Here is a 21,524-nt window from a genome sequence, read left to right on the forward strand (position 1 = left end):
CCTCATGCCCCCTTGCCGGTCTTGGCGGTCGCACCGGCTGCGGCGCGATCGATCGCGTCGGTCGCGGCGCGTCCGCGCGGCCCATTGAAATATTCCTGGATCCACGGATGGTCCAACGCCAGCAATTCCGGGATCGTTCCGACCGCGATCACCTTGCGGTCCGCCAGCACCGCTACGCGGTCGCAGATCGCATAGAGCGTGTCCAGGTCGTGCGTGATCAGGAACACGGTCAGTCCCAGCGTCTCCTTGAGCTCGCGGGTGAGCGTGTCGAACGCCGCGGCACCGATCGGGTCGAGGCCCGCGGTGGGTTCGTCGAGGAACAGCAGCTCGGGATCGAGCGCCAGCGCGCGCGCCAGCCCGGCGCGCTTGCGCATGCCGCCCGACAGTTCCGAAGGATATTTGGGGCCCGCATCCGCCGGCAGCCCGGTCATCACCACCTTGTAGGCGGCGATCTCATCGAGCATCGACTGGCTGAGCTTCGGATAGAATTCGCGCAGCGGAACCTGCACATTCTCGGCAACGGTCAAGGTCGAGAACAGAGCGCCGCCCTGGAACAGCACGCCCCAGCGCTTGCGGATCGCGACCGTTTCCTCGTCGTCGCGGTTGAGCATCGGCTCACCGAACACCTCGACCTGGCCCTCGACCGGGCTCTGCAGCCCGATGATCGAGCGCATCAGCACCGACTTGCCGGTACCCGATCCACCGACGACGCCCAAAATCTCGCCCTTGCGCACGGTCAGGTCGAGCCCCTCATGGACGACCTGCTTGCCGAACGCGTTCTTCAGGTTGGACACGCAGATCGCGGTCTCGCCCTCGGCGATGCGCTCTGCGGGATCCTCATCCTCGTCGAAGGGTTCGTCGCTCATATCCAGCCGACCCAGGTGAAGAAGACCGCGAAGAAGGCGTCGAGCACGATTACGAGGAAGATCGCCTGCACCACCGCGGCGGTCGTGCGCAGGCCAACTTCCTCGGCATTGCCTTCCACCTGCATGCCCTGGAAGCAGCCGGTCATCGCGATGATGGCGCCGAACACCGGCGCCTTGACGAGGCCGACATAGAGGTCGGTCAGCGGCACGACTTCGCGAACCCGCTGGATGAAGGTGATCGGCGGGATCTCCAGCGAGATCCAGCACAGCAGCCCGCCGCCGATGATCGCGACCAGTGAGGCGTAGAAGCCGAGCAGCGGCATCAGCACCACGGTGGCGATGACGCGCGGCAGCACCAGCGCTTCCATCGGGCTGACGCCGATCGTGCGCATCGCATCGATCTCTTCGGTCAGCTTCATCGTGCCGAGCTGCGCGGCGAAGGCGCTGCCGGAACGGCCGGCGACCATGATCGCGGTCATCAGCACGCCCAATTCGCGCAAGGTGATGCGGCCGATCAGGTTGATCGTGAACACTTCCGCGCCGAACTGGCGCAGCTGCACCGCACCCTGCTGCGCGATGACGATGCCGATCAGGAAGCTCATCAGCCCGATGATGCCGAGCGCGGAGACGCCCACCACCTCGAAACGCTGAACCACCGCGTTGAGGCGGAAGCGGCGCGGATGGCGGATGACGGCGCACGCGGCCATCACCGTCGCGCCGAGGAAACCGAGCAGGCCGGCAAGCGTGCGGCCCGAACTGATCACCGCCGCGCCGATCTCGCTCAGCACACGGATGAAGGGATGGGTGCGGTCCGGCCGCATGCGCACGGGCTTGTCGGCCTGCGCGACCTGGTCGATCAGCCGCTGCGCATCGGCATCGGCCCCCACGATCTCCGCGCCATGGTCGCGCGCGATCCGGTACATGATCCAAGCACCGACCGTGTCGATATGCTCGACCTGCGAAAGGTCGACGCGGTCGAACGGCGTCGTGGTCTTTTCCAGGCGGTCGGGCACGTCGCCCAGCCGGGCGAGCGAAAGCGAGCCGCTCGGTCGCAGCACGCAGTGATCGCCCTCATGGACGGTGACGAAGTCGGCTGCAGAACTCATCCCGTCGCCTCATTGAGGCAATCGGGCTGGATCGGCAAGCGCTTAGCGCGCAAAATAGACATGCCGAAGCCAACCGTGACGGCTACGCCACGATCCATGTGTCGGCGATGTCGCAACCCTGTTCCGCTCTTCACCCCGGCACAACGCACGAGATGCGATTCGGTCGCGCCACAGGGCGGCGCGACCGAAAAAACGCCTTACTTGGGCGAAAGCACCATCAGCATCTGGCGGCCTTCCATGCGCGGATGGGCTTCGACCTTCGCGGTTTCCGCCGTATCCGCCTGCACGCGCTGCAGCAGGATCATGCCCAGCTGGCCATGGCTCAGCTCACGGCCGCGGAATCGCAGCGTGACCTTCACCTTGTCACCTTCTTCGATGAACTTGTGGATCGACCGCATCTTCACGTCATAATCATGATCGTCGATGTTCGGACGCATCTTGATCTCTTTGATCTCCTGCGTCTTCTGGGTCTTCCGGGCCTGGTTGGCCTTCTTCTGGGCTTCATACTTGAATTTGCCGACGTCCAGGAACTTCGCGACCGGCGGGTCGGCGTTCGGGGAAACTTCGACGAGGTCGAGGCCGACTTCCTGAGCCTGCTCGATTGCCTCACGCGTATACATGACGCCCAGATTCTCGCCATCGCCGTCGATCACCCGAACGCGGGGCGACTGGATGAACTCATTGTAGCGCGGACCGTTCAGCGGGACCGGCGGCGCCCCCATTGGACGCCTCATCATGGGCGGACGTATAACACTTTCTCCTATCGTGGACTTCAATCGGCGCGATATAAGTGTCGCGACGCCATTCGCCAAGGGTTTGCGCGGAATTGGACGCCAATTTGTAACCGTCTGTGGCACGCACGCTGCAACTGCGCGCCGTCTTTCGCTCCCTTCCCCGAGGGGGGAGGGGAGCGAATAGAGTTACCGCAGGTCGGGCGGAACCGCCTCGCCCTTCAGCCAGGCGACGGCGTCTTCCAGCTTCAGGATCTTCTGGCCTTCCACGCCCAGCGTCCGCACCGCGACGGTGCCTTCCTCGGCCTCGCGCTTGCCGACCACCAGCAGGTGCGGAACCTTGGCGAGGCTGTGTTCGCGCACCTTGTAGTTGATCTTCTCGTTGCGCAGGTCGGTCTCCGCGCGCAGCCCGGCCGCCGCCAGCGTCTTCGCCGCCTGCTCGGCATAGTCGTTCGCGTCGGACACGATCGTCGCGACCACCGCCTGCACCGGCGACAGCCACAGCGGGAAGCGGCCGGCATGATGCTCGATCAGGATGCCGATGAAGCGTTCGAACGTGCCGAGGATCGCGCGGTGCAGCATCACCGGGCGATGCTTGGCGCCATCCTCGCCGACATAGCTGGCATCGAGTCGTTCGGGCAGCACCGTATCCGCCTGGATCGTGCCGACCTGCCAGGTGCGGCCGATCGCGTCGGTCAGGTGGAACTCGAGCTTGGGCGCATAGAAGGCGCCTTCGCCGGGCAGTTCCTCCCAGCCATAGGCTTCGGTCGCGCGGCCGCTCGCTTCCACCGCGTCGCGCAGGATCTGCTCGGCGCGGTCCCACATCTCGTCGCTACCGAAGCGCTTCTCCGGGCGCAGCGCCAGCTTGATCGCATAGCTGTCGAAGCCGAGATGCTTGTAGACGCTGTCGAGCAGGTCGCAGAAATCGCGGATCTCGTCGATCAACTGGTCTTCGCGGCAGAAGATGTGGGCATCGTCCTGGGTGAACTGGCGCACGCGCATGATGCCGTGCAACGCGCCATGCGGCTCGTTGCGGTGGCAGCAGCCGAATTCGGCCATGCGGATCGGCAGGTCGCGATAGCTCTTGATGCCCTGGCGGAAGACCAGCACATGCGCCGGGCAGTTCATCGGCTTGAGCGCCATCAGCTCCGCCTTGCCCGACAGGATCGGCGCATCGTCGTCGGTCGAGGGAATCTCGTCCGGTACGATGAACATGTTCTCGCGATACTTGCCCCAGTGGCCTGACTGCTCCCACTGGCGCGCGTCCATCAGCTGCGGGGTCTTCACCTCGGCATAGCCGTTGCCGTCCAGCCGGCGGCGCATATAGGCCTCCAGCTGGCGCCACAATATATAGCCCTTGGGGTGCCAGAACACCGAGCCCTGCGCCTCTGGCTGGAGGTGGAACAGGTCCATCTCCGCGCCGATCTTGCGATGGTCGCGCTTGGCGGCCTCCTCCAGCCGGAACAGATGCTGGTCGAGCTGCTTCTTGTTGAGCCAGCCGGTGCCGTAAATGCGGCTCAGCATCGCATTCTTCTGGTCGCCGCGCCAATAGGCGCCGGAAACGCGCATCAGCTTGAAGGCCTGCGGGTCGAGCTTGCCGGTGGAGGCGAGGTGCGGGCCGCGGCACATGTCGAGCCAGTCGTCGCCCGACCGATAGATCGTCAGCTCCTCGCCCTCGGGCAGTTCGGCGGCCCATTCGGCCTTGAAGGTCTCACCCTCGGCCTGCCAGCGCGCGATCAGATCCTCGCGCGACCAGACCTCGCGCTTCAAGGGCTTGTTGGCGCGGATGATCTCGCGCATCCGCTCCTCGATAGCGGGCAGATCCTCGTCGGTGAACGGACGATCCTTCGGCGCGAAATCATAATAGAAGCCATCCTCGGTCGAGGGACCGAAGGTGATCTGCGTGCCGGGAAACAGCGATTGCACCGCCTCCGCCAGCACATGCGCGAAATCGTGGCGCGCGAGTTCGAGCGCGTCGGCCTCGTCGCGGCCGGTGACTAGCGCCAGGCTGGCATCGCCCTCCAGCGGGCGGTTGATGTCGCGCAGCTCGCCATCGACCTTGGCGGCGATCGCCGCCTTGGCGAGGCCGGGTCCGATGGCGGCAGCGATGTCCCCGGGGGTAGTGCCCGGAGCGACTTCTCGGACGGAACCGTCGGGAAGCGTGATCCGGAACATCTGCGACATGGGAATGATCTTACCTTCAAGAGTGGGCGAATGGACGCGGGGCGGCTTATGCGTTCCCGCGGCGCTTATAAGCAAGTCAGTTGCTGAGGGCATGGTCAGCTGTCTGCGCGGGGCGACAGATCGTCGGCCGGCACGAGGCTGAGCGTTTCAGCGTCATGGCCGGCGCGATGGCCAGCGGTGCGAGGTCCGGTGTTTGAACGGCAATCCATGATCCAACCCTTCTGCGTCCGTAAGCGACGAGATGAGAAGGAAGACGCCGGCCCACCCATCCCGGGTGGCCGTTCCGGCTGCTCAGTTAACTGCGCGCAGCCGAAAACACCCCCGAAGCATCGGAGGTGGTAGTCGTCGTGGAAAAGGCGACTCGCGAAACCATGTGTGTATTCTAGCGCAATACCGGGTGCACATGCCAGCCCCGCAGTGCTTCGCGCTTAACGGCGCCCGAACGGCACCACCTTGTTGCCGGCGTCATGGCCGATATCGGCGCGGCCGAGGAAGGGGATGCCCGCTTCCGCGCACCAGCGCTCGGCAATCTCCAGTTCGTCCTCGCCGAACGGAATGTCATTATCCTCGATCCGGCTGCAGCGGCCGAGCCGCAGCCCGGCGGCGCGGCGCACCTCCGGGCTGGCGGCGATGTGCGCCATCGCCCGGTCGATCGCGTAGAGCAGTTCGCTGACCTCCTCCACCATCAGCACATGGCCGTCGAGGTCGGGCAGCCACGGCGTGCCGACCAGATGCGACAGGATGGTAAGGTTGAATGCCGCCGCAAGGGTGCCGGGTGCGATCGAGGCTTCGAGGGTGGATGGATCGCGCGCCACCAGCCAGTCGAGCGCGCGGATCACCCCCGCCTCGCCGCCCTCCAGATGGATGTCGTTGGGCATCGGGCCATGCGCCACCCCGCCTATCCCCGCGCCATAGAGCGCGCCGAGCAAGGTGCCGGTGTCGCTATAGCCCAGCCAGGTCTTGCCACGCGCCGCGGTGCCCAGCCGCGGCATCACCCGGCCGACGATCCGCGCCGAACCATAGCCGCCGCGCGCGAACCAGATCGCGTCGATCGCTGGATCGTTCGCCATCTCGACGATTGCGTCGGCACGCTCGGCATCGGTGCCGGCGAAATGGCCGCAGGCGAGGAAACATTGCGGGTGGAACAGCAGTTCGGGCGCGTCGTCGCCCAGATAGGTGTTCGCCAATGCGGTCACCCGCGCCGCCGTTTCAGGGTCGAGCCGCCGCGCGGGCGCGACCACTCCGATCCGCATGCTCTATCCCCCGCTTGTCGGCGCTTCGAAAAGCGTTGATAGCCGCCAGCGATGATCGGCGGCAAATCCTTCTTCTTCATCGGCATCGGCGGCAGCGGCATGCTGCCCCTCGCCTCCATCCTGCGTGCGCGGGGAGACACGGTCGCGGGGTCGGACCGCAGCCTCGACCAGGAAGGGGCGGGCGCCAAGTTCGATTATCTGCGCGCGCAGGGCATCGCGCTGTTCCCGCAGGATGGCAGCGGGGTGGTCTCCGCCGACCAGATCGTCGTCGCGTCCGCCGCGATCGAGCATGGTGTGCCGGATATGGTTGCCGCGCGCGACGTCGGCGCGCTGCGCCTGATCCGCGCCGAACTGCTCGCTAGCCTGTTCAACGATTCGCCCAATGGCGTCGGCGTCGCCGGCACCAGCGGCAAGTCGACCGTTACCGGCATGATCGCCTGGATACTCCACGCCACCGGCCGTGATCCGACGGTGATGAACGGCGCGGTGATGAAGAATTTCGTCACCAACGATGCGCCCTTCGCCAGCGCGCTGGTGGGGGAGGGCGACGTATTCGTCAGCGAAGTGGACGAGAGCGACGGCTCGATTGCGCTGTATCGCCCGGAGGTCGCGGTGGTCGGCAATGTCTCGCTCGATCACAAGCCGCTGGAGGAATTGCGCCAGCTGTTCGGTGACTTCCTGCATCATGCCAAGACCGCGGTGGTCAATCTCGACAATGCCGACAGCGCCGGGCTGGCGGATGGCCATGCCTCGGTGATCACCTATGGCATCGACAAGCCCGCGGCGGCGCTCTCCGCCTCTGCGATCGTCGAGCATCCCTTCTCGGTCGAATTCACGCTGACCGCGAACGGCAGTGCGATCCCGGTCAGCCTGCAGGTGCCCGGCCGCCACAACGTCGCCAACGCGCTCGCCGCGATCGGCGCCGCGACCGCGCTCGGGCTGAGCGCGGAGGACGCCGCGCAGGCCCTGGGCGGCTTCATCGGGCTGCGCCGTCGCTTCGACCTCGTCGGCGAGGCCGGCGGCGTCGCGGTGATCGACGATTTCGGCCACAACCCTGACAAGATCACGGCGACCCTCGCCACCTTGCATGCCTTTCCCGGCCGGCTGCTGCTGCTGTTCCAGCCGCATGGCTATGGTCCGCTCAAGGTGATGCGCGAGGCGCTGATCGACTGTTTCGCGGAAGGTATGGCGGCGGACGACCTGCTGCTGATGCCCGATCCCGTCTACAAGGGCGGCACCGTCAACCGCGAGGTCGGCAGCGGCGACATCGTCGACGGTATCGTCGCGGCGGGGCGCGACGCGCGTCATATCGCCGATCGCGATGCCTGCGCCGCGACTCTGGTCGATATCGCGCGGCCGGGCGACCGCATCGTCGTAATGGGCGCGCGGGATGACAGCCTGCCGGCGTTCGCCGCGGGCATCGTCGACGCGCTCGGCCGCCGTACGGGGTGATTCCCGTCGCGAAACATGGCAGGATGGGCAGAGAGTTCGTTCCGGAGGTGTCATGTTCCGCAAGCTGTTCCTCGCCCATCCCGCCGATGTCGGCGAAAGCTATGGCGAACATCTGCGGACGGCGGGGCGCTTCGGCCTGGCGATGATCGGCGGCGGCACCGCCTGCCTCATCCATGCGATCGTGCCCGCCTGGTTCGCGACGCGCGGCAGCGACACCATCGCCACCCTCCATCGCCGCATGGTCGCAACCCGCGCGCGCCGCCGTGCCGCCGCGGTGGAGATGCGCACCGTCGACTATGTGATCTGATCCCAGCCGCCAGCCACGCTGATCGCGCCATTTTGCGGGCGATTTGCATTCCCACTTCTCCACGCGATGTTCTAGGGGACAGCGCATGAGCGATCCGGCCTATCTCGACCGCGCCGACGGCGTCCGCCTCGCCTATCGTTTCCGCTCCGGCCGCGGGCCGGTGATCGTCTTCCTGCCGGGCTACATGTCCGACATGGAAGGATCCAAGGCGGTCGCGCTCGATGCCTGGGCGGCGGCGGAAGGCCGCGCGGTGCTGCGCTTCGACTATTCGGGCTGCGGCGCCAGCGCGGGCGATTTCGAAACCGCCACCTTGGCCGGCTGGCGTGACGATGTGCTGCTGCTGCTCGACCGGATCGTCACCGGTCCGGTGGTGCTGGTCGGCTCGTCGATGGGCGGCTGGCTGATGCTGCTCGTCGCGCTGGCGCGGGCGGAGCGGGTGGGCGGCATGGTCGGCATCGCCGCCGCGCCCGACTTCACCGATTGGGGCTTCACCCAGGAAATGAAGCTCGAACTGCTCTCGCGCGGGCGGCTCGAGGAAGTCTCTCAATATTCTGACAAGCCCACCGTCACCACCCGCGCCTTCTGGCAGTCGGGGGAGGCGAATCGCGTCCTCCATGCCGAGATCGCGATCGACTGCCCGGTGCGGCTGCTCCACGGCCAGCGCGATCCGGACGTGCCTTGGGAATATGCGATCCACCTCGCGCGGCGCCTTCGTTCAGCCAATGTCCAGACTCTGCTGGTCAAGGACGGCGATCACCGGCTGTCGCGCGATGCCGATATCGAACGGCTGATCGCGGCGGTGGCCGAGGTCTGCCGTCTTTCGGAGAGTCAGTGATCCTTCTTCCCCTTCTGCTGTTGGCGCAGGCCGCAGCACCCGCCGACGATGCGCCCTTGCCCTCGCTTTCGGAGCGGGAGAATGCCGAGCGGTTCGAACGCTGCGCTGACCTCGCGATCGACGATCCCCAGCGCGCCATCGACGAAGCCAGCACATGGCGCATGTCCGGCGGCAGCTTCGCCGCGCGCCAGTGCCTCGGCCTCGCCTACGCGCAGCTCGAGCGATGGGTGCCGGCCGCGACCGCGTTCGAGCAGGCGGCGCATGAGGCGGAAATCGCGCGGGATGCGGCCGCGGCCAATCTCTGGCTGCAGTCGGGCAATGCCCAGTTGGCCGCCGGCAATGCCGACAAGGCGCAGGCCGCGTTCAGCGCCGCGCTCGGCACCGGCGCGCTGCAGGGGCTCAACCGCGGCGAGGCGCATCTCGATCGCGCCCGCGCGATGGTGGCGCTCGGCAACAATGCCGGCGCGCGCAACGATATCGATCGCGCGCTGGAATTCGCGCCTGCCGATCCGCTCGCCTGGCTGCTCTCCGCCACGCTTGCGCGGCGGATGAACGATCTGCCGCGCGCGCAGAAGGATATCGACGAGGCGGTGAAGCGCGCGCCCGACGATGCCTCGGTCGCCTATGAGGCCGGCGTGATCGCGCTCAAGTCCGGGGCCGAGGGTGCTGCCCGCGCCGCCTGGAAGGGCGCAATCGCCGCCCAGCCCGGCAGCCCGGCCGCCAAGGCGTCGGAACAGGCGCTGACCCAACTCGACGGCGGCGTCACCCAGAGCCCGGTGGCGGCAACGCCGACTCAGCCTGCGGTCGAAAAGCCCGCCCCCGCAGGCCGTTGATCCCTCAAGTCGTTCGTCGAATCGCAGGAGGTACGCGGCTTGCCGCCTCCGCCTCAGCAGTTACAGCGGCAACAAAATGTTTCCGGAGTCGTCCATGCGTCTATTCGTCGCTGCCTTTTTCTCCTTGCTGATCGCGGTGCCTGCCGCGGCGCAGGATGTGCCGATCGGTAAATTGCCGGCGGGCACCACCCCGACCGCCTACCGCCTCGACCTCAACGTCGATCCCGAGCAGGAACGGTTCACCGGCCATGCCGAGATCGACGTCACGCTCGACAAGGAGACGTCGGGCCTGTTCCTCCACGGCCGCGGCCTCAAGGTCGCCCGCGCCTTCGCGCGCGTCGGCAACCGCACCATCGCCGCCACCTACAAGGAAGTGAACACCACGCTCGGCGTCGTCCGGCTGGACTTCGCCAGCGCGCTGCCCGCGGGCAAGGCGGTGCTGGCGTTCGATTATGACGCGCCGTTCGGTGAGGGCCCTGCCGGGCTTTACCGCGTCAAGGTCGGCGACATCCATTATGCGTGGACGCAGTTCCAGTCGATCGACGCGCGCGCGGCCTTCCCCGGCTTCGACGAACCCGGCTTCAAGACGCCCTTCACCGTCAGCCTGACCACGCCGGCGAACCTCGTCGCGGTCAGCAATGGCGAGGAAACCGGCTCCACCCGCCAGGGCAAGCTCGTGAAGCACCGCTACGCCACCACCGAGAAGCTGCCGACCTATCTGGTCGCCTTCGCGGTCGGCCAGTTCGATGTCGTTTCCGGCCAGGTGCCGCCGACGCCGCAGCGCGCCAAGCCGCTGCCGCTGCGCATCCTCGCCACCAAGGGGCAGGGGCCCAAGCTGGCCTATGCGCTGAAGGAAACCCCGCGCATCGTCGAGCTGCTCGAACAATATTTCGATTCGCCCTTCCCCTTCTCCAAGCTCGATCAGATCGCCTCGCCGGTGATGGGCGGCGCGATGGAGAATGCCGGTGCGGTGATCTACGATGATTCGCTGCTTGTGCTGGGTGAGGACGCGCCCGTCCGCCGCAAGCAGGGCTTCGGCATGGTCGTCGCGCACGAACTCGCGCACCAGTGGTTCGGCGATCTCGTCACCCCCGCCTGGTGGGACGATATCTGGCTGAACGAGAGCTTCGCCAACTGGATGGGCTATTTCATCGCCGACAAATGGCGGCCCGAACTCAACATCCAGGTCGGCGCGATCGAGGAAGCGCTGTCGGCGATGAACACCGATGCGCTCGCCGTCGGCCGGCCGATCCGTCAGCCGATCACCGATTCGGGCGAGATCGATTCGGCGTTCGACGCGATCACCTATGGCAAGGGCGGCCAGGTCGTCGACATGATCGCCAGCTATATGGGTGAGGATGCGTTCCGGAAGGGCGTCCACATCCACATGAATCGTTATGCGCGCGGCAACGCGACGGGCGAGGATTTCTTCCGCTCGCTGTCCGAGGGCGCAGGCGACCCCCGGCTGGTGCAGGCGATGCGCGGCTTCGTCGAGCAGCAGGGCGTGCCCGTGGTGGCCGTCAAGCCGTCGGGCGAAAGCGCTGCGGTCTCGCAGAAGCGCTATGCGGCGATCGGCGCCGAGGGCGTGCGCGCCACCCAATGGACGATCCCGTTCTGCGTGACGCGCGGCGAAACCAAGAGCTGTACGCTGGTCGACAAGCCGGCGATGTCGGCGGAGGCCAAGGGCAGCGGCCCGGTGATGCCCAATGCCGGCGGCCGCGGCTACTACCGCTTCGATCTGCCGGCAGCGGAATGGACCGCGCTGATCGCGCGCGGCCCGCAGCTTCCCGCCGGTGAAGCGCTGGCCGCGACCGACAGCCTGTGGGCGAGCTTCCGCGCCGGCGGCGCCAGCCCCGCCCAGCTCGTGCAGGCAGCGAAGACGCTGGCTGCGCACAGCGACTCCAACGTCGCGATCGACGGTGGCGAGCGCCTGTCGGACCTGCGCGCGCGTGGCCTCATCAGCGGCGATGCGCTCAAGGCCTATCCGGCGCTGATGGCCTCGATCTATGGGCCGCGCCTCAAGCAGATCGGCTTCGATCCGCGCCGCGGCTCGCAGGCCAATGACGATCCCGATCGCCAGGCCTATCGCAACGCGCTGGTCGCGCTTGTCGCCGACGATGCCCGCGATCCGGCGACGCGAGCGGCGCTGGAAAAGGCGGCGAAGGCGTTCATGGCGGGTGACGATCAGGCGCTCGACGCGAGCTTCCTGCGCACCGCGCTGCGCGTCCATGTCGAGGAAGGCGGCCTCGCCGCCGCGCAGGCGCTCTACGCCAAGGCCACCGGCTCGCAGGATGCGGTGTTCCGCAGCGCCGCGCTGAGTGCGGTCGCCGCCTCGGGCAATGTCGAAACCGCGCGCTGGGTGCTCGGCAAGGTCGATGATGCGGCGCTACGCTCCACCGAGCGCGTCGCCATCGTCGGCGCCATGGCCGGCCCCGCCACCACCCAGCCGATCGCGCTGGACTGGCTGAAGACCAACCTCGACCGGCTGGTGAAGGACAGCAACCTGACCACCATCGGCCAGGTCATGTCGATCCCGGGCCGGCTCTGCTCGGTCGAGGATGCGGATACGGTGCGCACCCTGCTTCAGCCGAAGGTGAAGGCCGTTGGCCGCGGCCAGCTCACCCTCGACCGCGCGGTCGAACGCGTCCGCGCCTGCGGCCAGCTCAAGGCCGCGCGCGGCGCGGAAATCAACGCCGCGATCGTCGCGCGCTGACGGGAAGGGGCTGCCGGGCGGATGCCCGGCGGCCCTCAATCCACCCATTCCTGCCTGAGCGGCTTCGCGGCAAATGCCAGCAGCACCGCCGCCAGCAGATAGAAGACCAGCCCCGCAAGCATCGACATCGCCAGCGCCTGGGTGCCGAAGCGCCCGGTCAGCGCATCCGAAAGCGCGCCCAGCACATAGGTGCCGGCGCCCAGCCCCACGAGATTGTTGATCAGCAGGAAGCTCGCGGAGGCGGTCGCGCGCATCGGGGCGGGCACCAGATGCTGCACGGCGGTGATGATCGGTGCCAGCCACATATAGGCCAGCGCCTGCGGCAGCAGGAACAGCAGGAAGGCGAGCCCGACCGATCCGGAAAGGATGCCGGCCGCGAATAGCGGCACCGCGATCACGAACGCCACCGCCGGGATCAGCGCATATTTGCCGCGATCGCCCTTGCCCAGCCGATCGCCCAGCACGCCGCCGCCCAGCACCCCGGCAATGCCGCCCAGCAGCAGCACGCCGCCATAGAAATAGGATGTGCCGACCAGATCGAGCCCGAAGCTGCGCTGGAGAAGCTGCGGAAACCAGAAGGCGAAGCCGTAACCCAATGTCGAGCAGGATGCCGCGCCGAACGCCATCAGCCAGAAGCTGCGCTTGCCCGCGAGCAGCGCGAAGGCGGAGGAAAGCGGCGCCTGCGCGCCCGTCGCGCCGCGCTTGGGCTCCCGCACCACCAGCCGGAACAGCGGCGCGATCACCACCCCGGCAAGGCCGATGACGATGAAGGCGGTGCGCCAGTCGATCCGCGCCGCGATCTGCGCGCCGAACAGCACGCCCAGCGCCGCCCCCAGCGGAATCCCCAGCGAATAGACCGCCAGCGCCCGCGATCGCTCGGCCGGCGGGAAATAGTCCGCGATCAGCGCATAGGAAGGGGCGACGCCGCCCGCTTCGCCCACGCCGACACCCAGCCGCGCGAGGAACATCGAACCGAAGCCCGTGGCCGCGCCGCACAGCGCGGTGAAGCCGCTCCACACCGCGAGCGATCCGGTGATCACCCAGGTACGGCTGGTCTTGTCCGCCAGCATCGCCAGCGGAATCGCCATCGTCGAATAGAGGATCGCGAACGCCAGCCCGCCGAGCAGGCCCAGTTGCGTATCGCTCAGCGCCAGCTCCGCCTTGATCGGCCCGGCGAGGATGCCGAGGATCTGCCGGTCGATGAAGTTGAAGGTATAGACCAGCAACAGCATCGCCAGCACGACCGCGCGATACGATCGGGAGGGGGCGGGGGCGTTGTCCGCGACGATCGGGGAGGGGGGCATATCGGGACCGATCCTTGATTGCTCACATGATCCGTTCGTCCTGAGTAGCGGCTGAGCGCAGTCGAAGACGCGTATCGAAGGACTGGCGCGGAGCCAGAGCCCTTCGATACGCCATTTCGACTTGGCTCAATGGCTACTCAGGACGAACGGTGCGGGTAGCGTGCGTGCCCTGGCCTGTCCCCTCAGAATTTCAGCCCGAACGTCGCGAACACCTGCCGCGGATTGCCATAGAACGCCGTCACCACGCCTTCGCGGCCCAAGGTCGGGGTGATGTTCCCCGCCGCGTTGAGGATCGGCAGCCCGGTTGTCGAGTTGATCGCCGCGAACTGGTAGCCCGAGGTGATATATTGCTTGTCCGCCAGGTTCTTGCCGTGGACGCCGAACGAATAGCGGCCATTGTCCGATGTCCAGACGATGCTGGCGTCGAGCAGCGCATAGCCCGGCTGGTCGAGGAAAGGGCTGGGCGTTTCGAACTGGCTGGTGCGGCTGCGATAGGAAACGCCGACCGAGGCGTTGACCAGCCCCGATGCGGCCGGCACCCCGGCGTCGATCGAGCCTGAGAGCGTCCATTGCGGCGTGTTCTGGATCTCGCGATAATCGGCAACGTCCACGCCTAGATTGTTGATGAACTGGCGATACTCGGCGTCGATGTAGCCCAGCGTGCCGTTGAAGTTCAGCGAGGATCCGGCACCCGCCCAGTCGCGCGCGAGCCCGGCATACAGCTCGAACTCCACGCCCTTCATCCGCGCCTTGCCGGCGTTGGTGGTAATGCCGATGAAGCTGTCGAACGTGCCGTCGCCGTTCGAGTCGAAGCCCGCGGAGCCCGGGATCTGCACGTCCTTGTAATCGGCATAGAAGCCGGTCAGCGCCACGCGCACGCGGCGGTTGAACATTGAAGCCTTCCAGCCGAGCTCATAGCTGTTCACCGTCTCGGGATCGAAGGAGAGGAAATCGTAGATCTCCTCATAGCTGCGCACGCCGTCGCGGTTGGTGTCCGGCGCCGCGCTGGAAAGCCCGCGCGGGTCGAAGCCGCCGCCCTTGAAGCCCTTCGAATAGGATGCATAGAGCGTGTGGTCCGGCGTCGGCTTGAAGCTGATCGAAGCGCGCGGCGTAAATTCCTCGAACGTCGCCTTGCCGTTGAAGTTGGAGGTGGTGGCAAGGACGATCGGGGTGCCGCCGAACTCGGCGGAGGTGCCCAGCTTGTTCTGGCGCAGGATCGTCGAATCGCGTTTGTCGTTGGTGAAGCGCCCGCCCACCGAGATCGCGAGCTGATCGGTCAGGTCATAGGTGAAATCGCCGAAGACGGACCAGGTGTCGGTCTTCACGTCGCCCGCGGTGAAGGCATTGAAGCCGGGAACGGTGGTTGAAAGCAGCACGTCGAACGCGGTCGAGGCACGCGCGTCGAGATAATAGAAGCCCAGCAGCCCCTTCAGCTTGCTGCCCTCGTAGAGCAGCTGGAATTCCTGGCTGATCTGCTCGTTGCGATAGACCGCGGGCACGTCCACATCCACCGCGGGCAGCGCGTCGAAATCGATCGGCGTATAGCTGGTGTCCTTGCGCCACGCGCTGATCGAACGGAAGGTCAGCGTGTCGGTCAGCCCGGCGCTGATGTTCATCGCGAGACCATAGGCCTTCACATCCTGCTTGGGATTGTTGAGGCCCGCGCGCGTGTCGAACACATCGTCCAGCACCGGCGCGCCCGAAAGCAGCCCGGGGATCAGCCGGTGGCCGTTGCGCGGGTCCGATTTGTCGCGGGTGTAATCGCCGGAGATACGGATCAGGAAGCGGTCGTCGGGCGATCCCAGCTCCACCGTGCCGCGCCCGGCCCACACGTCCTTGTTGTAATTCTCGACGCCGTCGAGCGTGAGATTGTCGCCGAACCCCCCGCGGGAGAGCCGCGCGACCGATCCGCCGATCCGCAGCATGTCGGTAACCGGCACCGAAACCGTGACGACGCCGTCCGCCTGGTCATAGCTGCCATAGGTGCCGCGTACCTTCAGCTCGAACCGGTCGGGCAGCCGCTTGGTCACATATTTCACCGCGCCGCCGATGGTGTTGCGGCCATAGAGCGTGCCCTGCGGCCCGCGCAGCACCTCGATCCGCTCCACATCATAGATGTCGAGCACCGCCGCCTGCGGGCGGTTGAGATAGACATCGTCCAGATAGATGCCCACGCCCGCCTCGAACCCGGGCACCGGATCCTGCTGGCCGACGCCGCGGATGAAGGCGGTCAGCGTCGAATTGGTGCCGCGCGAATTTTCCAGCGTGGTGTTGGGGGTGAAGTTCGAAAGATCGGTGATGTCGATCGCGCCCTTCGCCTCCAGCTGCGCGCCCGTAAAGGCGGAGATCGCCACCGGCACGTCGATCAGGCTCTCCTCGCGGCGCCGCGCCGTCACGACGATCTCGCCATCGTCATAGGCGTTGGCATCGGCGGCCTCCGGTGCGGCGGCCTCCTGCGCCAGCACGGGCTGGGCGAAGGCGGCAATCGCGGCGCCGGCGAAGCAGAGCGCACGTGTCGAGACGGTGAAACGCGTCATCAGGATCCTCCCATGGTGGCGCCCGTATTGCGTCGGGTTGCGCCGGTTCGAGAGACGCTATACTGAAACCTGAACCGGGTTTCAACTTCGGTGTATGCGAAAGGGAGAGCGATGGCGAAGAACAGTGGCGCGGATGCCACAGCGGAAGGGCCGCCCTCGCCGACGAGCGAGGCGAAGACGCCGCGCACCGAGCGCGGCCGGCGAACCTTGCGCGCGATCCTCGATGCGGCGGCTGCGGAGTTCGGCGAGAAGGGGTTCCACGAGGGCTCGATCAGCGGCATCACCAGCCGCGCCGGCGTCGCGCTGGGCAGTTTCTACACCTATTTCGATTCCAAGGATGAGGTGTTCCGCGCGCTCGTCCGCGACATGAGCGGTCAGGTCCGCGATCATGTCGCCCCGCGCGTCCGCGATGCGGCGGACGGCATCGATGCGGAACGCATCGGCCTCCAAGCCTTCCTGGAATTCGTCCGCCGCCACAAGGAAATCTACCGCATCATCGATGAGGCGGAATTCGTCGACCAGGCCAGCTATCGCGATCATTATGCCGGCGCCGTCGACCGCATCCGCACCCGCTTGGCGGCCGGCGCCGCCCGCGGCGAAATCCGCGCCGACGCCGGCGAGGTCCACGCCTGGGCGATCATGGGCATGAACGTCTTCCTCGGGCTGCGCTACGGCGTCTGGCAGGAAGATCTGGCCCCGGGCGAGGTTGCAGCCGTTGCAAACGACATCCTGCGCCGCGGTTTGGCCCCGTAAGGGGTACGTAAGGGGTGCGTTAAGGGGGTGTTAGAGGGACTCGAGGGGGTGTTCGGGGGGAGTCTGGGGGTAACGCGGCCCTCCGGGCCAGACGCGCCAGCCGAGTGCGGCGCCCGGACATCACTCAACGCAAGGCCCATCCGCCGCCCCTGACGACATGTGCATCCCGGGGGCAATACACGGGACCGACCCGGATATACGCTGATGCGGGCGGATGTCGGCGAACCGCCGGATTCAGATTTCTCTATGGCCGATCAAAGCGATAGGGTTTGCCCTACATTCTGCGATCCCGTTGTCAGCGCGCCGCAAGGTTGGAGCGAATCTGACGGAAAGCATGTGTTTTCCGAAGGTAAGGCCGGTCGGCTAGCGCCCCAAGGAGGACATAGACCGGCTTTACTAAGTCCTCAGAAATTTCGTTGCGTCTGGACTCCGCTCTTGCGCGGCTGCGGGCATTTGCGACACGGCTCGGGCGATGAAATTCAGTTCGTCCTCGCGGGCAGTGAATAAGCGACGCGGCAACACAATCGCGCTGCTCTGGACTAGAAACACCCAATATTTCCGGGTCTGATAGAGATCTGTGACGCAGGACCAGCGGGCGACCATGGTAAGGTCTGTCAAATCATAAACTATGCCTTCAGGCGTGAGACGGAAGGTAAGTTGCTGTTCGTAGGCCTGACCCCGCTCGGTGAGCGCCTTGCGGATCAAGGTCCCGAAATGCGTTGGACCACCAGCGCCCCTATGATCAGACCGACCATGGCGAACTCGACTGACAACGTGGCATTCAGCCATGAACCCGACGCCCATGCCCCTATCGGGACGCCTACGGCCACCATAAAGATCAGAAGGATTATCTTGGTCTGCCTTGGCAACAAGCCTCGCCTGCCTTGATATAGGCCATCGCGGCAGAGCTTTCCCCGGCAGTTAAAACGCCCGCAACTTCCACCCTGCTCTCCCCTCAAAGCGGCTCGCCAGTGAATGTGACGAGCAGCTTCTCACGATCGCTCTATGTTTGCATCGAAGGCGTTTTATGGCAGCGGCAGCTAACCGCCACATACAGCTGATGAGGGGAACGACGCTGGTTCCCGAAAGCGGCGGCTTCCCCTTATTGCGGCATCCCTCAAACGCCCTTCTTTTGCTCCAACGCGACGAGCAGAATATGACAGTCAGCGAACGTCCTCCGATCCCTCAAGGACGGCTCTTCCCGAGCGATTATGCATCATACTCTCTATTCCGTTGCGAAAATTGCTCACAGATGGATAGTCTGTTTGAAAGCGAGCACTGCATCGAAGCGCGGGATCATAGTAATTCGCGAGCGATGCATCTACTAGAAGGTCGCCGGTCGCGCCTTTGGGACCAATAGCGATCTTGATGATTTGCCGGTATTGTTCGTGCTCGCCAAAGCCCCACTCGCCGGTCACTGGGCTATCTGCTTTAATTGGATAAGCGGAAAGAGAGGTCGAGAAATCCTGCACATCCTGCCATTGAACCCACATGCCGCTCCGTCCACTGAAATCCGGAGTCTGCACCCTCGCCATCAGCCACCCAAATCATCTCCGTCACGGCTGAACTCATATTCGAAAACCAAGGCACTGTTCATCTTGCCATGGTGGCACGGTCCGGTGAGTGATTTCAACCAGGTGATGGCTACGTCCCATTCTCCGTGCGCTATGTCCTGTGTGGATGGCTCCCGCGTTGCAAGTGGCGATTCGAGGTTTAGCGGCTGGTCGGGTGCAGTCTTGTGTCCGGCCTTTTGGTGCGGCCGTCTCCTTGACCGCTGGCCCTGATGGTATCCGCGAGCTGGGTGCCACTCTGCTTTGCAGGCTATGATGCCTCGGACATCAGGCGGCGTGTCCCGGCTCCCGGTCTGACCGGTGCGCCATCACATCTCTTCGTCCTCACAACCTCGTTGAACTGGTCTCCTCGCTAGCGGTTCATGCAGCAGCTACTGCTGACTTCTGATACGTGCCGCCACGCGTCATGATCGCCCATGCCACGCGTGCGGTCCGGTTGGCGGCGGCGACAGTGACCACTCGTGCCGGCCGGCGCTGCAGCATGGCAGGGATGCGAGGATCGACTGATGCAGGAGCCGTCCTCGCGCGTCTGATCAGCGATGTCATGCCGACGACCAGCAGCCGGCGCAGGTAGCGATCACCCATGCGCGAGATCCGCCCCATCCGCTCCTTGCCGCCACTCGAATTCTGCAGCGGCGTCAACCCGAGCGACGCTGCAAACTGACGGCCAGATCGGAAGCGCTCGGGCTCCGTCACGGAGGCGGCGAGCGCAGTCGCCGAGATGATGCCGACGCCGGGGATTGTTGCCAGCCGCTGAGACACCTCATTCGATCGATGCCAGGCGAGCAGCTCCTTCTCAAGCGCCGCGAGCTGCAGCTGCAGGCTGCCGATCTGCTGCGCCAGGCTGCTGACCACCCGCTGGGCGAGCGCCGGCACATCGGGCGCGCGGCCGTTGACCAGCCGCTTCGCCAGCTCGAGCGCATGGCGCAGCCCCCGCGCGATCTCGACACCAAATTCGGCGAGCAGACCTCGGATCATGTTGACGAGCTGCGTGCGCTGCTTGACCAGCAGATCGCGGGTCCGGTGCAGCGCCAGCGCCGCCTGCTGATCAGGCGACTTTACCGGCACAAACCGCATTGTCGGCCGCGTCACTGCCTCGCAGATCGCCTCCGCATCGTTGGCGTCAGTCTTACCGCGCTTCACATACGGCTTCACATATGCCGGTGGCATCAGGCGCACGTCATGACCGAGCCTGGTCAACTCGCGCGCCCAATGATGCGACGTGCCGCATGCCTCGATCCCGACCCGGCACGGCGGCAGCTTCGTGAAAAACGGCACCATTTGCGAACGCCGGAGCGCTTTGCGGACGACTGTCTCGCCAGCGGTGTTGATCGCGTGAACCTGAAAGATGCTTTTGGCCAGATCGAGGCCGATCGTGCTAATCTCCATTGCGGATGGCTCCTCTCGTGAGTGGACGCTTCGACAGCAACCACACTTTGGCACTCAGATGCCGGGAGCGGGAGCCATCCACCCCATCTGCTTTGCGCCAAATCTCGTCGTCGCGGTCGCCAAGGCCGTGGCTCGAAACCGGACAGTGCCTGGCGGCTACCAGCTGCGCCCACTTCTCCCCCGGGCGGGCTCTGTGAGCTGGCGAACCGGTTCGCCCCCGTTTCGGTCGTCCGCACAGTCGGTAGCCGGCACGCGGAACGGCGGAATGTGGTGGAAAGCAGACGCTCGTGAACTAGCCGAAAAGCTGAACAAAATTGTCGATTTCTTCATCAGAAGCCTGCCATGCCTCACCTCTAACTTCCGCTATCACTATCAAGCCGAGAAGAGCTACAGGGTCATCGGCTACGAAAGAGTTTCCCGCGCGCTCCGCGAACATTATGCCGCCTTCTGACCGCACCGAATATCCCCTCGACAAGATCGTCAGATAGGCGGGAGCCATCGTGTTCGCGGCATTAACGAGGCGCATGTGAGTTTGCTCCGGTGCAACATAGCCAGCGTATCAGCATCAATCACAAAAGGCCGCAATTGGGCGCGAGCTGCCGTGGCATATTTCCCGCGCCTCACGTCCGCTTAGCGCCAAACCTCGCCGTCTGGGCCGCCCGATGCACCGCCCGAAACCGGACTTTGCCCGCGGGGCAACCAGCAACGTTCACTTTTGCCGAAGCGACTCCCAAATTGGGAAGGCTGCTGACTCACCAGTTCATGCATTGCCATCGCATCCGCGCTGCCGGATGATGTTGCCGATCAGTGTGGGGGGGGCAGCATTGTGGGCAGACAGAGCATCACGCGGGCTTTCCTCTGGCTGGCCGTGCTTGCCGGCGGCCCCCTGCTGGGTGCCAAGCTCTTCGATCTCATCGTACTAGCCGGTGCGTGGAGCGCGCACCCCCCCGGATCACTCGCAATGATGCCCTATGGAAAGGCGTGGCCGGTCGATACCGGCGTTTTCTTCATCCCGCTGTCTGCTGCGATGCTCGTCGCGGGGTTCGGCGCACTGATCGCGGGATGGCGTACGCCATGGCACTATCGCTGGCTGCTCTGCCTGCCATCGGTCGGAATCCTGCTGCTGCTGATCCTGACAGTGGTCGCCTTCTGGCCGATGAACGCCGCACTCTACTACCATGGCATCGGCTCGCCGAAGGACATCATCACTGACGCGCAGTCGATCGAGATGGCGCGGCGCTGGGTCGCGCTGGACTGGGTTCGTGTCGTGGGCGCCACCGCGGCCTTCGTCGCGCCGTTGCGGGCATTGACGCTGCCTTGGCCGCCGGAGGTGACGCACAAGGATTCGCCGCTCGTGCGCGCCCTGCTTGCCTTGGCCCTGGTCGGCGTGGCGGGGTTCGTCACTTGGTTCGTCCTGAGCCTCTGACCCGCCGACCCTGAGTGGCGCCCCTGCCGCCAAGGACCCTGCAATGGGACGGCTTGCGTGCGGCAAACGCGGTTGCGATCCGCGGCAGGCATCCTCCCGAAACCTGTTCGCGAGATTGCCGCCGTTCTAACTGTGCTTTGAACGACCACTTCCACGATGACTGAACGGCAGACGCCGCGAAAAGGGCGACAAACTTGCCCCACCGGATGTCCGCTTCGCGCCAATCCCGGCCAGCGAGAGCAGTTTGCGCGGTGCCCGAAAGCG

General features: G+C 65.7%; 17 protein-coding genes. 8 read left to right on the plus strand and 9 right to left on the minus strand.

The genetic code is table 11. The features are described from left to right. Positions 1-2 precede the first annotated feature (2 nt). The 5 genes from FHS96_RS10660 to FHS96_RS10680 form a co-directional block, all read right to left on the minus strand. Complete coding sequence (locus FHS96_RS10660) at positions 3-866, minus strand: ABC transporter ATP-binding protein (RefSeq protein WP_429590600.1); 864 nt, start codon at positions 864-866, stop codon at positions 3-5. Continuing rightward, a complete protein-coding gene (locus FHS96_RS10665; RefSeq protein ID WP_429590603.1) occupies positions 863-1,972 on the minus strand; it encodes an MlaE family ABC transporter permease in 1,110 nt (369 codons plus the stop codon). Before FHS96_RS10665 ends, FHS96_RS10660 begins: the two co-directional genes overlap by 4 nt. Positions 1,973-2,169: 197 nt before the next feature. Then, positions 2,170-2,709: a translation initiation factor IF-3 gene (gene infC, locus FHS96_RS10670; protein WP_429591755.1), complete on the minus strand. Its 540-nt coding sequence runs from the start codon at positions 2,707-2,709 to the stop codon at positions 2,170-2,172. 183 nt (positions 2,710-2,892) lie between these two features. Continuing rightward, the gene (gene thrS / locus FHS96_RS10675) at positions 2,893-4,887 is read right to left on the minus strand and encodes a threonine--tRNA ligase (protein WP_429590606.1); all 1,995 of its coding nucleotides are present in this window, start codon (positions 4,885-4,887) and stop codon (positions 2,893-2,895) included. A gap of 428 nt (positions 4,888-5,315) precedes the next feature. After that, a complete protein-coding gene (locus tag FHS96_RS10680) occupies positions 5,316-6,140 on the minus strand; it encodes an LD-carboxypeptidase (protein WP_429590609.1) in 825 nt (274 codons plus the stop codon). A 51-nt stretch (positions 6,141-6,191) separates the two neighbouring features. Between FHS96_RS10680 and FHS96_RS10685 the strand changes: the two genes are divergently transcribed. From FHS96_RS10685 to FHS96_RS10705, 5 genes are all read left to right on the plus strand, one after another. Further along, positions 6,192-7,592: a Mur ligase family protein gene (locus FHS96_RS10685; RefSeq protein WP_429590612.1), complete on the plus strand. Its 1,401-nt coding sequence runs from the start codon at positions 6,192-6,194 to the stop codon at positions 7,590-7,592. Between the two features lie 52 nt (positions 7,593-7,644). Continuing rightward, the gene (locus FHS96_RS10690) at positions 7,645-7,899 is read left to right on the plus strand and encodes a DUF6356 family protein (RefSeq protein ID WP_429590615.1); all 255 of its coding nucleotides are present in this window, start codon (positions 7,645-7,647) and stop codon (positions 7,897-7,899) included. Positions 7,900-7,984: 85 nt separating this feature from the next. After that, complete coding sequence (locus FHS96_RS10695; RefSeq protein ID WP_429590618.1) at positions 7,985-8,734, plus strand: alpha/beta fold hydrolase; 750 nt, start codon at positions 7,985-7,987, stop codon at positions 8,732-8,734. After that, complete coding sequence (locus FHS96_RS10700; protein ID WP_429590621.1) at positions 8,731-9,567, plus strand: tetratricopeptide repeat protein; 837 nt, start codon at positions 8,731-8,733, stop codon at positions 9,565-9,567. Before FHS96_RS10695 ends, FHS96_RS10700 begins: the two co-directional genes overlap by 4 nt. A gap of 94 nt (positions 9,568-9,661) precedes the next feature. Continuing rightward, positions 9,662-12,280, plus strand: a complete 2,619-nt coding sequence (locus FHS96_RS10705) for a M1 family metallopeptidase (protein WP_429590624.1) — start codon at positions 9,662-9,664, stop codon at positions 12,278-12,280. Between the two features lie 35 nt (positions 12,281-12,315). Here the strand turns inward: FHS96_RS10705 and FHS96_RS10710 are convergent, their stop codons facing one another. Both FHS96_RS10710 and FHS96_RS10715 read right to left on the minus strand, forming a co-directional pair. Then, on the minus strand, positions 12,316-13,584 hold the full coding sequence (locus FHS96_RS10710) for a spinster family MFS transporter (RefSeq protein WP_429590627.1): 1,269 nt from the start codon (positions 13,582-13,584) through the stop codon (positions 12,316-12,318). Positions 13,585-13,766: 182 nt separating this feature from the next. Then, positions 13,767-16,121, minus strand: coding sequence for a TonB-dependent receptor (locus FHS96_RS10715; RefSeq protein WP_429590630.1), 2,355 nt, complete (start codon positions 16,119-16,121; stop codon positions 13,767-13,769). Between the two features lie 111 nt (positions 16,122-16,232). Between FHS96_RS10715 and FHS96_RS10720 the strand changes: the two genes are divergently transcribed. Next, positions 16,233-16,874, plus strand: coding sequence for a TetR/AcrR family transcriptional regulator (locus FHS96_RS10720; RefSeq protein WP_429590633.1), 642 nt, complete (start codon positions 16,233-16,235; stop codon positions 16,872-16,874). A 1,163-nt stretch (positions 16,875-18,037) separates the two neighbouring features. Here the strand turns inward: FHS96_RS10720 and FHS96_RS10725 are convergent. Together FHS96_RS10725 and FHS96_RS10730 are read right to left on the minus strand one after the other, a co-directional pair. Then, positions 18,038-18,409, minus strand: coding sequence for a hypothetical protein (locus FHS96_RS10725; protein ID WP_429590636.1), 372 nt, complete (start codon positions 18,407-18,409; stop codon positions 18,038-18,040). 396 nt (positions 18,410-18,805) lie between these two features. Next, positions 18,806-19,834: an IS110 family RNA-guided transposase gene (locus tag FHS96_RS10730; RefSeq protein WP_429590639.1), complete on the minus strand. Its 1,029-nt coding sequence runs from the start codon at positions 19,832-19,834 to the stop codon at positions 18,806-18,808. A gap of 265 nt (positions 19,835-20,099) precedes the next feature. Here FHS96_RS10730 and FHS96_RS10735 point away from each other — a divergent pair, with 265 nt between their 5' ends. Both FHS96_RS10735 and FHS96_RS10740 read left to right on the plus strand, forming a co-directional pair. Next, entirely contained in the window at positions 20,100-20,285 is a 186-nt protein-coding gene (locus FHS96_RS10735; RefSeq protein WP_429590642.1) for a hypothetical protein, read from the plus strand. A 375-nt stretch (positions 20,286-20,660) separates the two neighbouring features. Then, positions 20,661-21,260, plus strand: a complete 600-nt coding sequence (locus tag FHS96_RS10740) for an anthrone oxygenase family protein (RefSeq protein WP_429590645.1) — start codon at positions 20,661-20,663, stop codon at positions 21,258-21,260. Positions 21,261-21,524 lie beyond the last annotated feature (264 nt).

This window comes from Sphingomonas zeicaulis (assembly GCF_050433225.1).
Classification (GTDB): Bacteria; Pseudomonadota; Alphaproteobacteria; order Sphingomonadales; family Sphingomonadaceae; genus Sphingomonas_D; species Sphingomonas_D zeicaulis.

Bases quoted from the DNA above. Each gene is read 5' to 3' on its own strand.
- FHS96_RS10660 (WP_429590600.1), bottom strand. From the start codon at position 866: ATGAGCGACGAACCCTTCGACGAGGATGAGGATCCCGCAGAGCGCATC.
- FHS96_RS10665 (WP_429590603.1), bottom strand. From the start codon at position 1,972: ATGAGTTCTGCAGCCGACTTCGTCACCGTCCATGAGGGCGATCACTGC.
- infC (WP_429591755.1), bottom strand. From the start codon at position 2,709: ATGATGAGGCGTCCAATGGGGGCGCCGCCGGTCCCGCTGAACGGTCCG.
- thrS (WP_429590606.1), bottom strand. From the start codon at position 4,887: ATGTCGCAGATGTTCCGGATCACGCTTCCCGACGGTTCCGTCCGAGAA.
- FHS96_RS10680 (WP_429590609.1), bottom strand. From the start codon at position 6,140: ATGCGGATCGGAGTGGTCGCGCCCGCGCGGCGGCTCGACCCTGAAACG.
- FHS96_RS10685 (WP_429590612.1), top strand. From the start codon at position 6,192: ATGATCGGCGGCAAATCCTTCTTCTTCATCGGCATCGGCGGCAGCGGC.
- FHS96_RS10690 (WP_429590615.1), top strand. From the start codon at position 7,645: ATGTTCCGCAAGCTGTTCCTCGCCCATCCCGCCGATGTCGGCGAAAGC.
- FHS96_RS10695 (WP_429590618.1), top strand. From the start codon at position 7,985: ATGAGCGATCCGGCCTATCTCGACCGCGCCGACGGCGTCCGCCTCGCC.
- FHS96_RS10705 (WP_429590624.1), top strand. From the start codon at position 9,662: ATGCGTCTATTCGTCGCTGCCTTTTTCTCCTTGCTGATCGCGGTGCCT.
- FHS96_RS10710 (WP_429590627.1), bottom strand. From the start codon at position 13,584: ATGCCCCCCTCCCCGATCGTCGCGGACAACGCCCCCGCCCCCTCCCGA.
- FHS96_RS10715 (WP_429590630.1), bottom strand. From the start codon at position 16,121: ATGACGCGTTTCACCGTCTCGACACGTGCGCTCTGCTTCGCCGGCGCC.
- FHS96_RS10720 (WP_429590633.1), top strand. From the start codon at position 16,233: ATGGCGAAGAACAGTGGCGCGGATGCCACAGCGGAAGGGCCGCCCTCG.
- FHS96_RS10725 (WP_429590636.1), bottom strand. From the start codon at position 18,409: ATGGCGAGGGTGCAGACTCCGGATTTCAGTGGACGGAGCGGCATGTGG.
- FHS96_RS10730 (WP_429590639.1), bottom strand. From the start codon at position 19,834: ATGGAGATTAGCACGATCGGCCTCGATCTGGCCAAAAGCATCTTTCAG.
- FHS96_RS10735 (WP_429590642.1), top strand. From the start codon at position 20,100: ATGTGGTGGAAAGCAGACGCTCGTGAACTAGCCGAAAAGCTGAACAAA.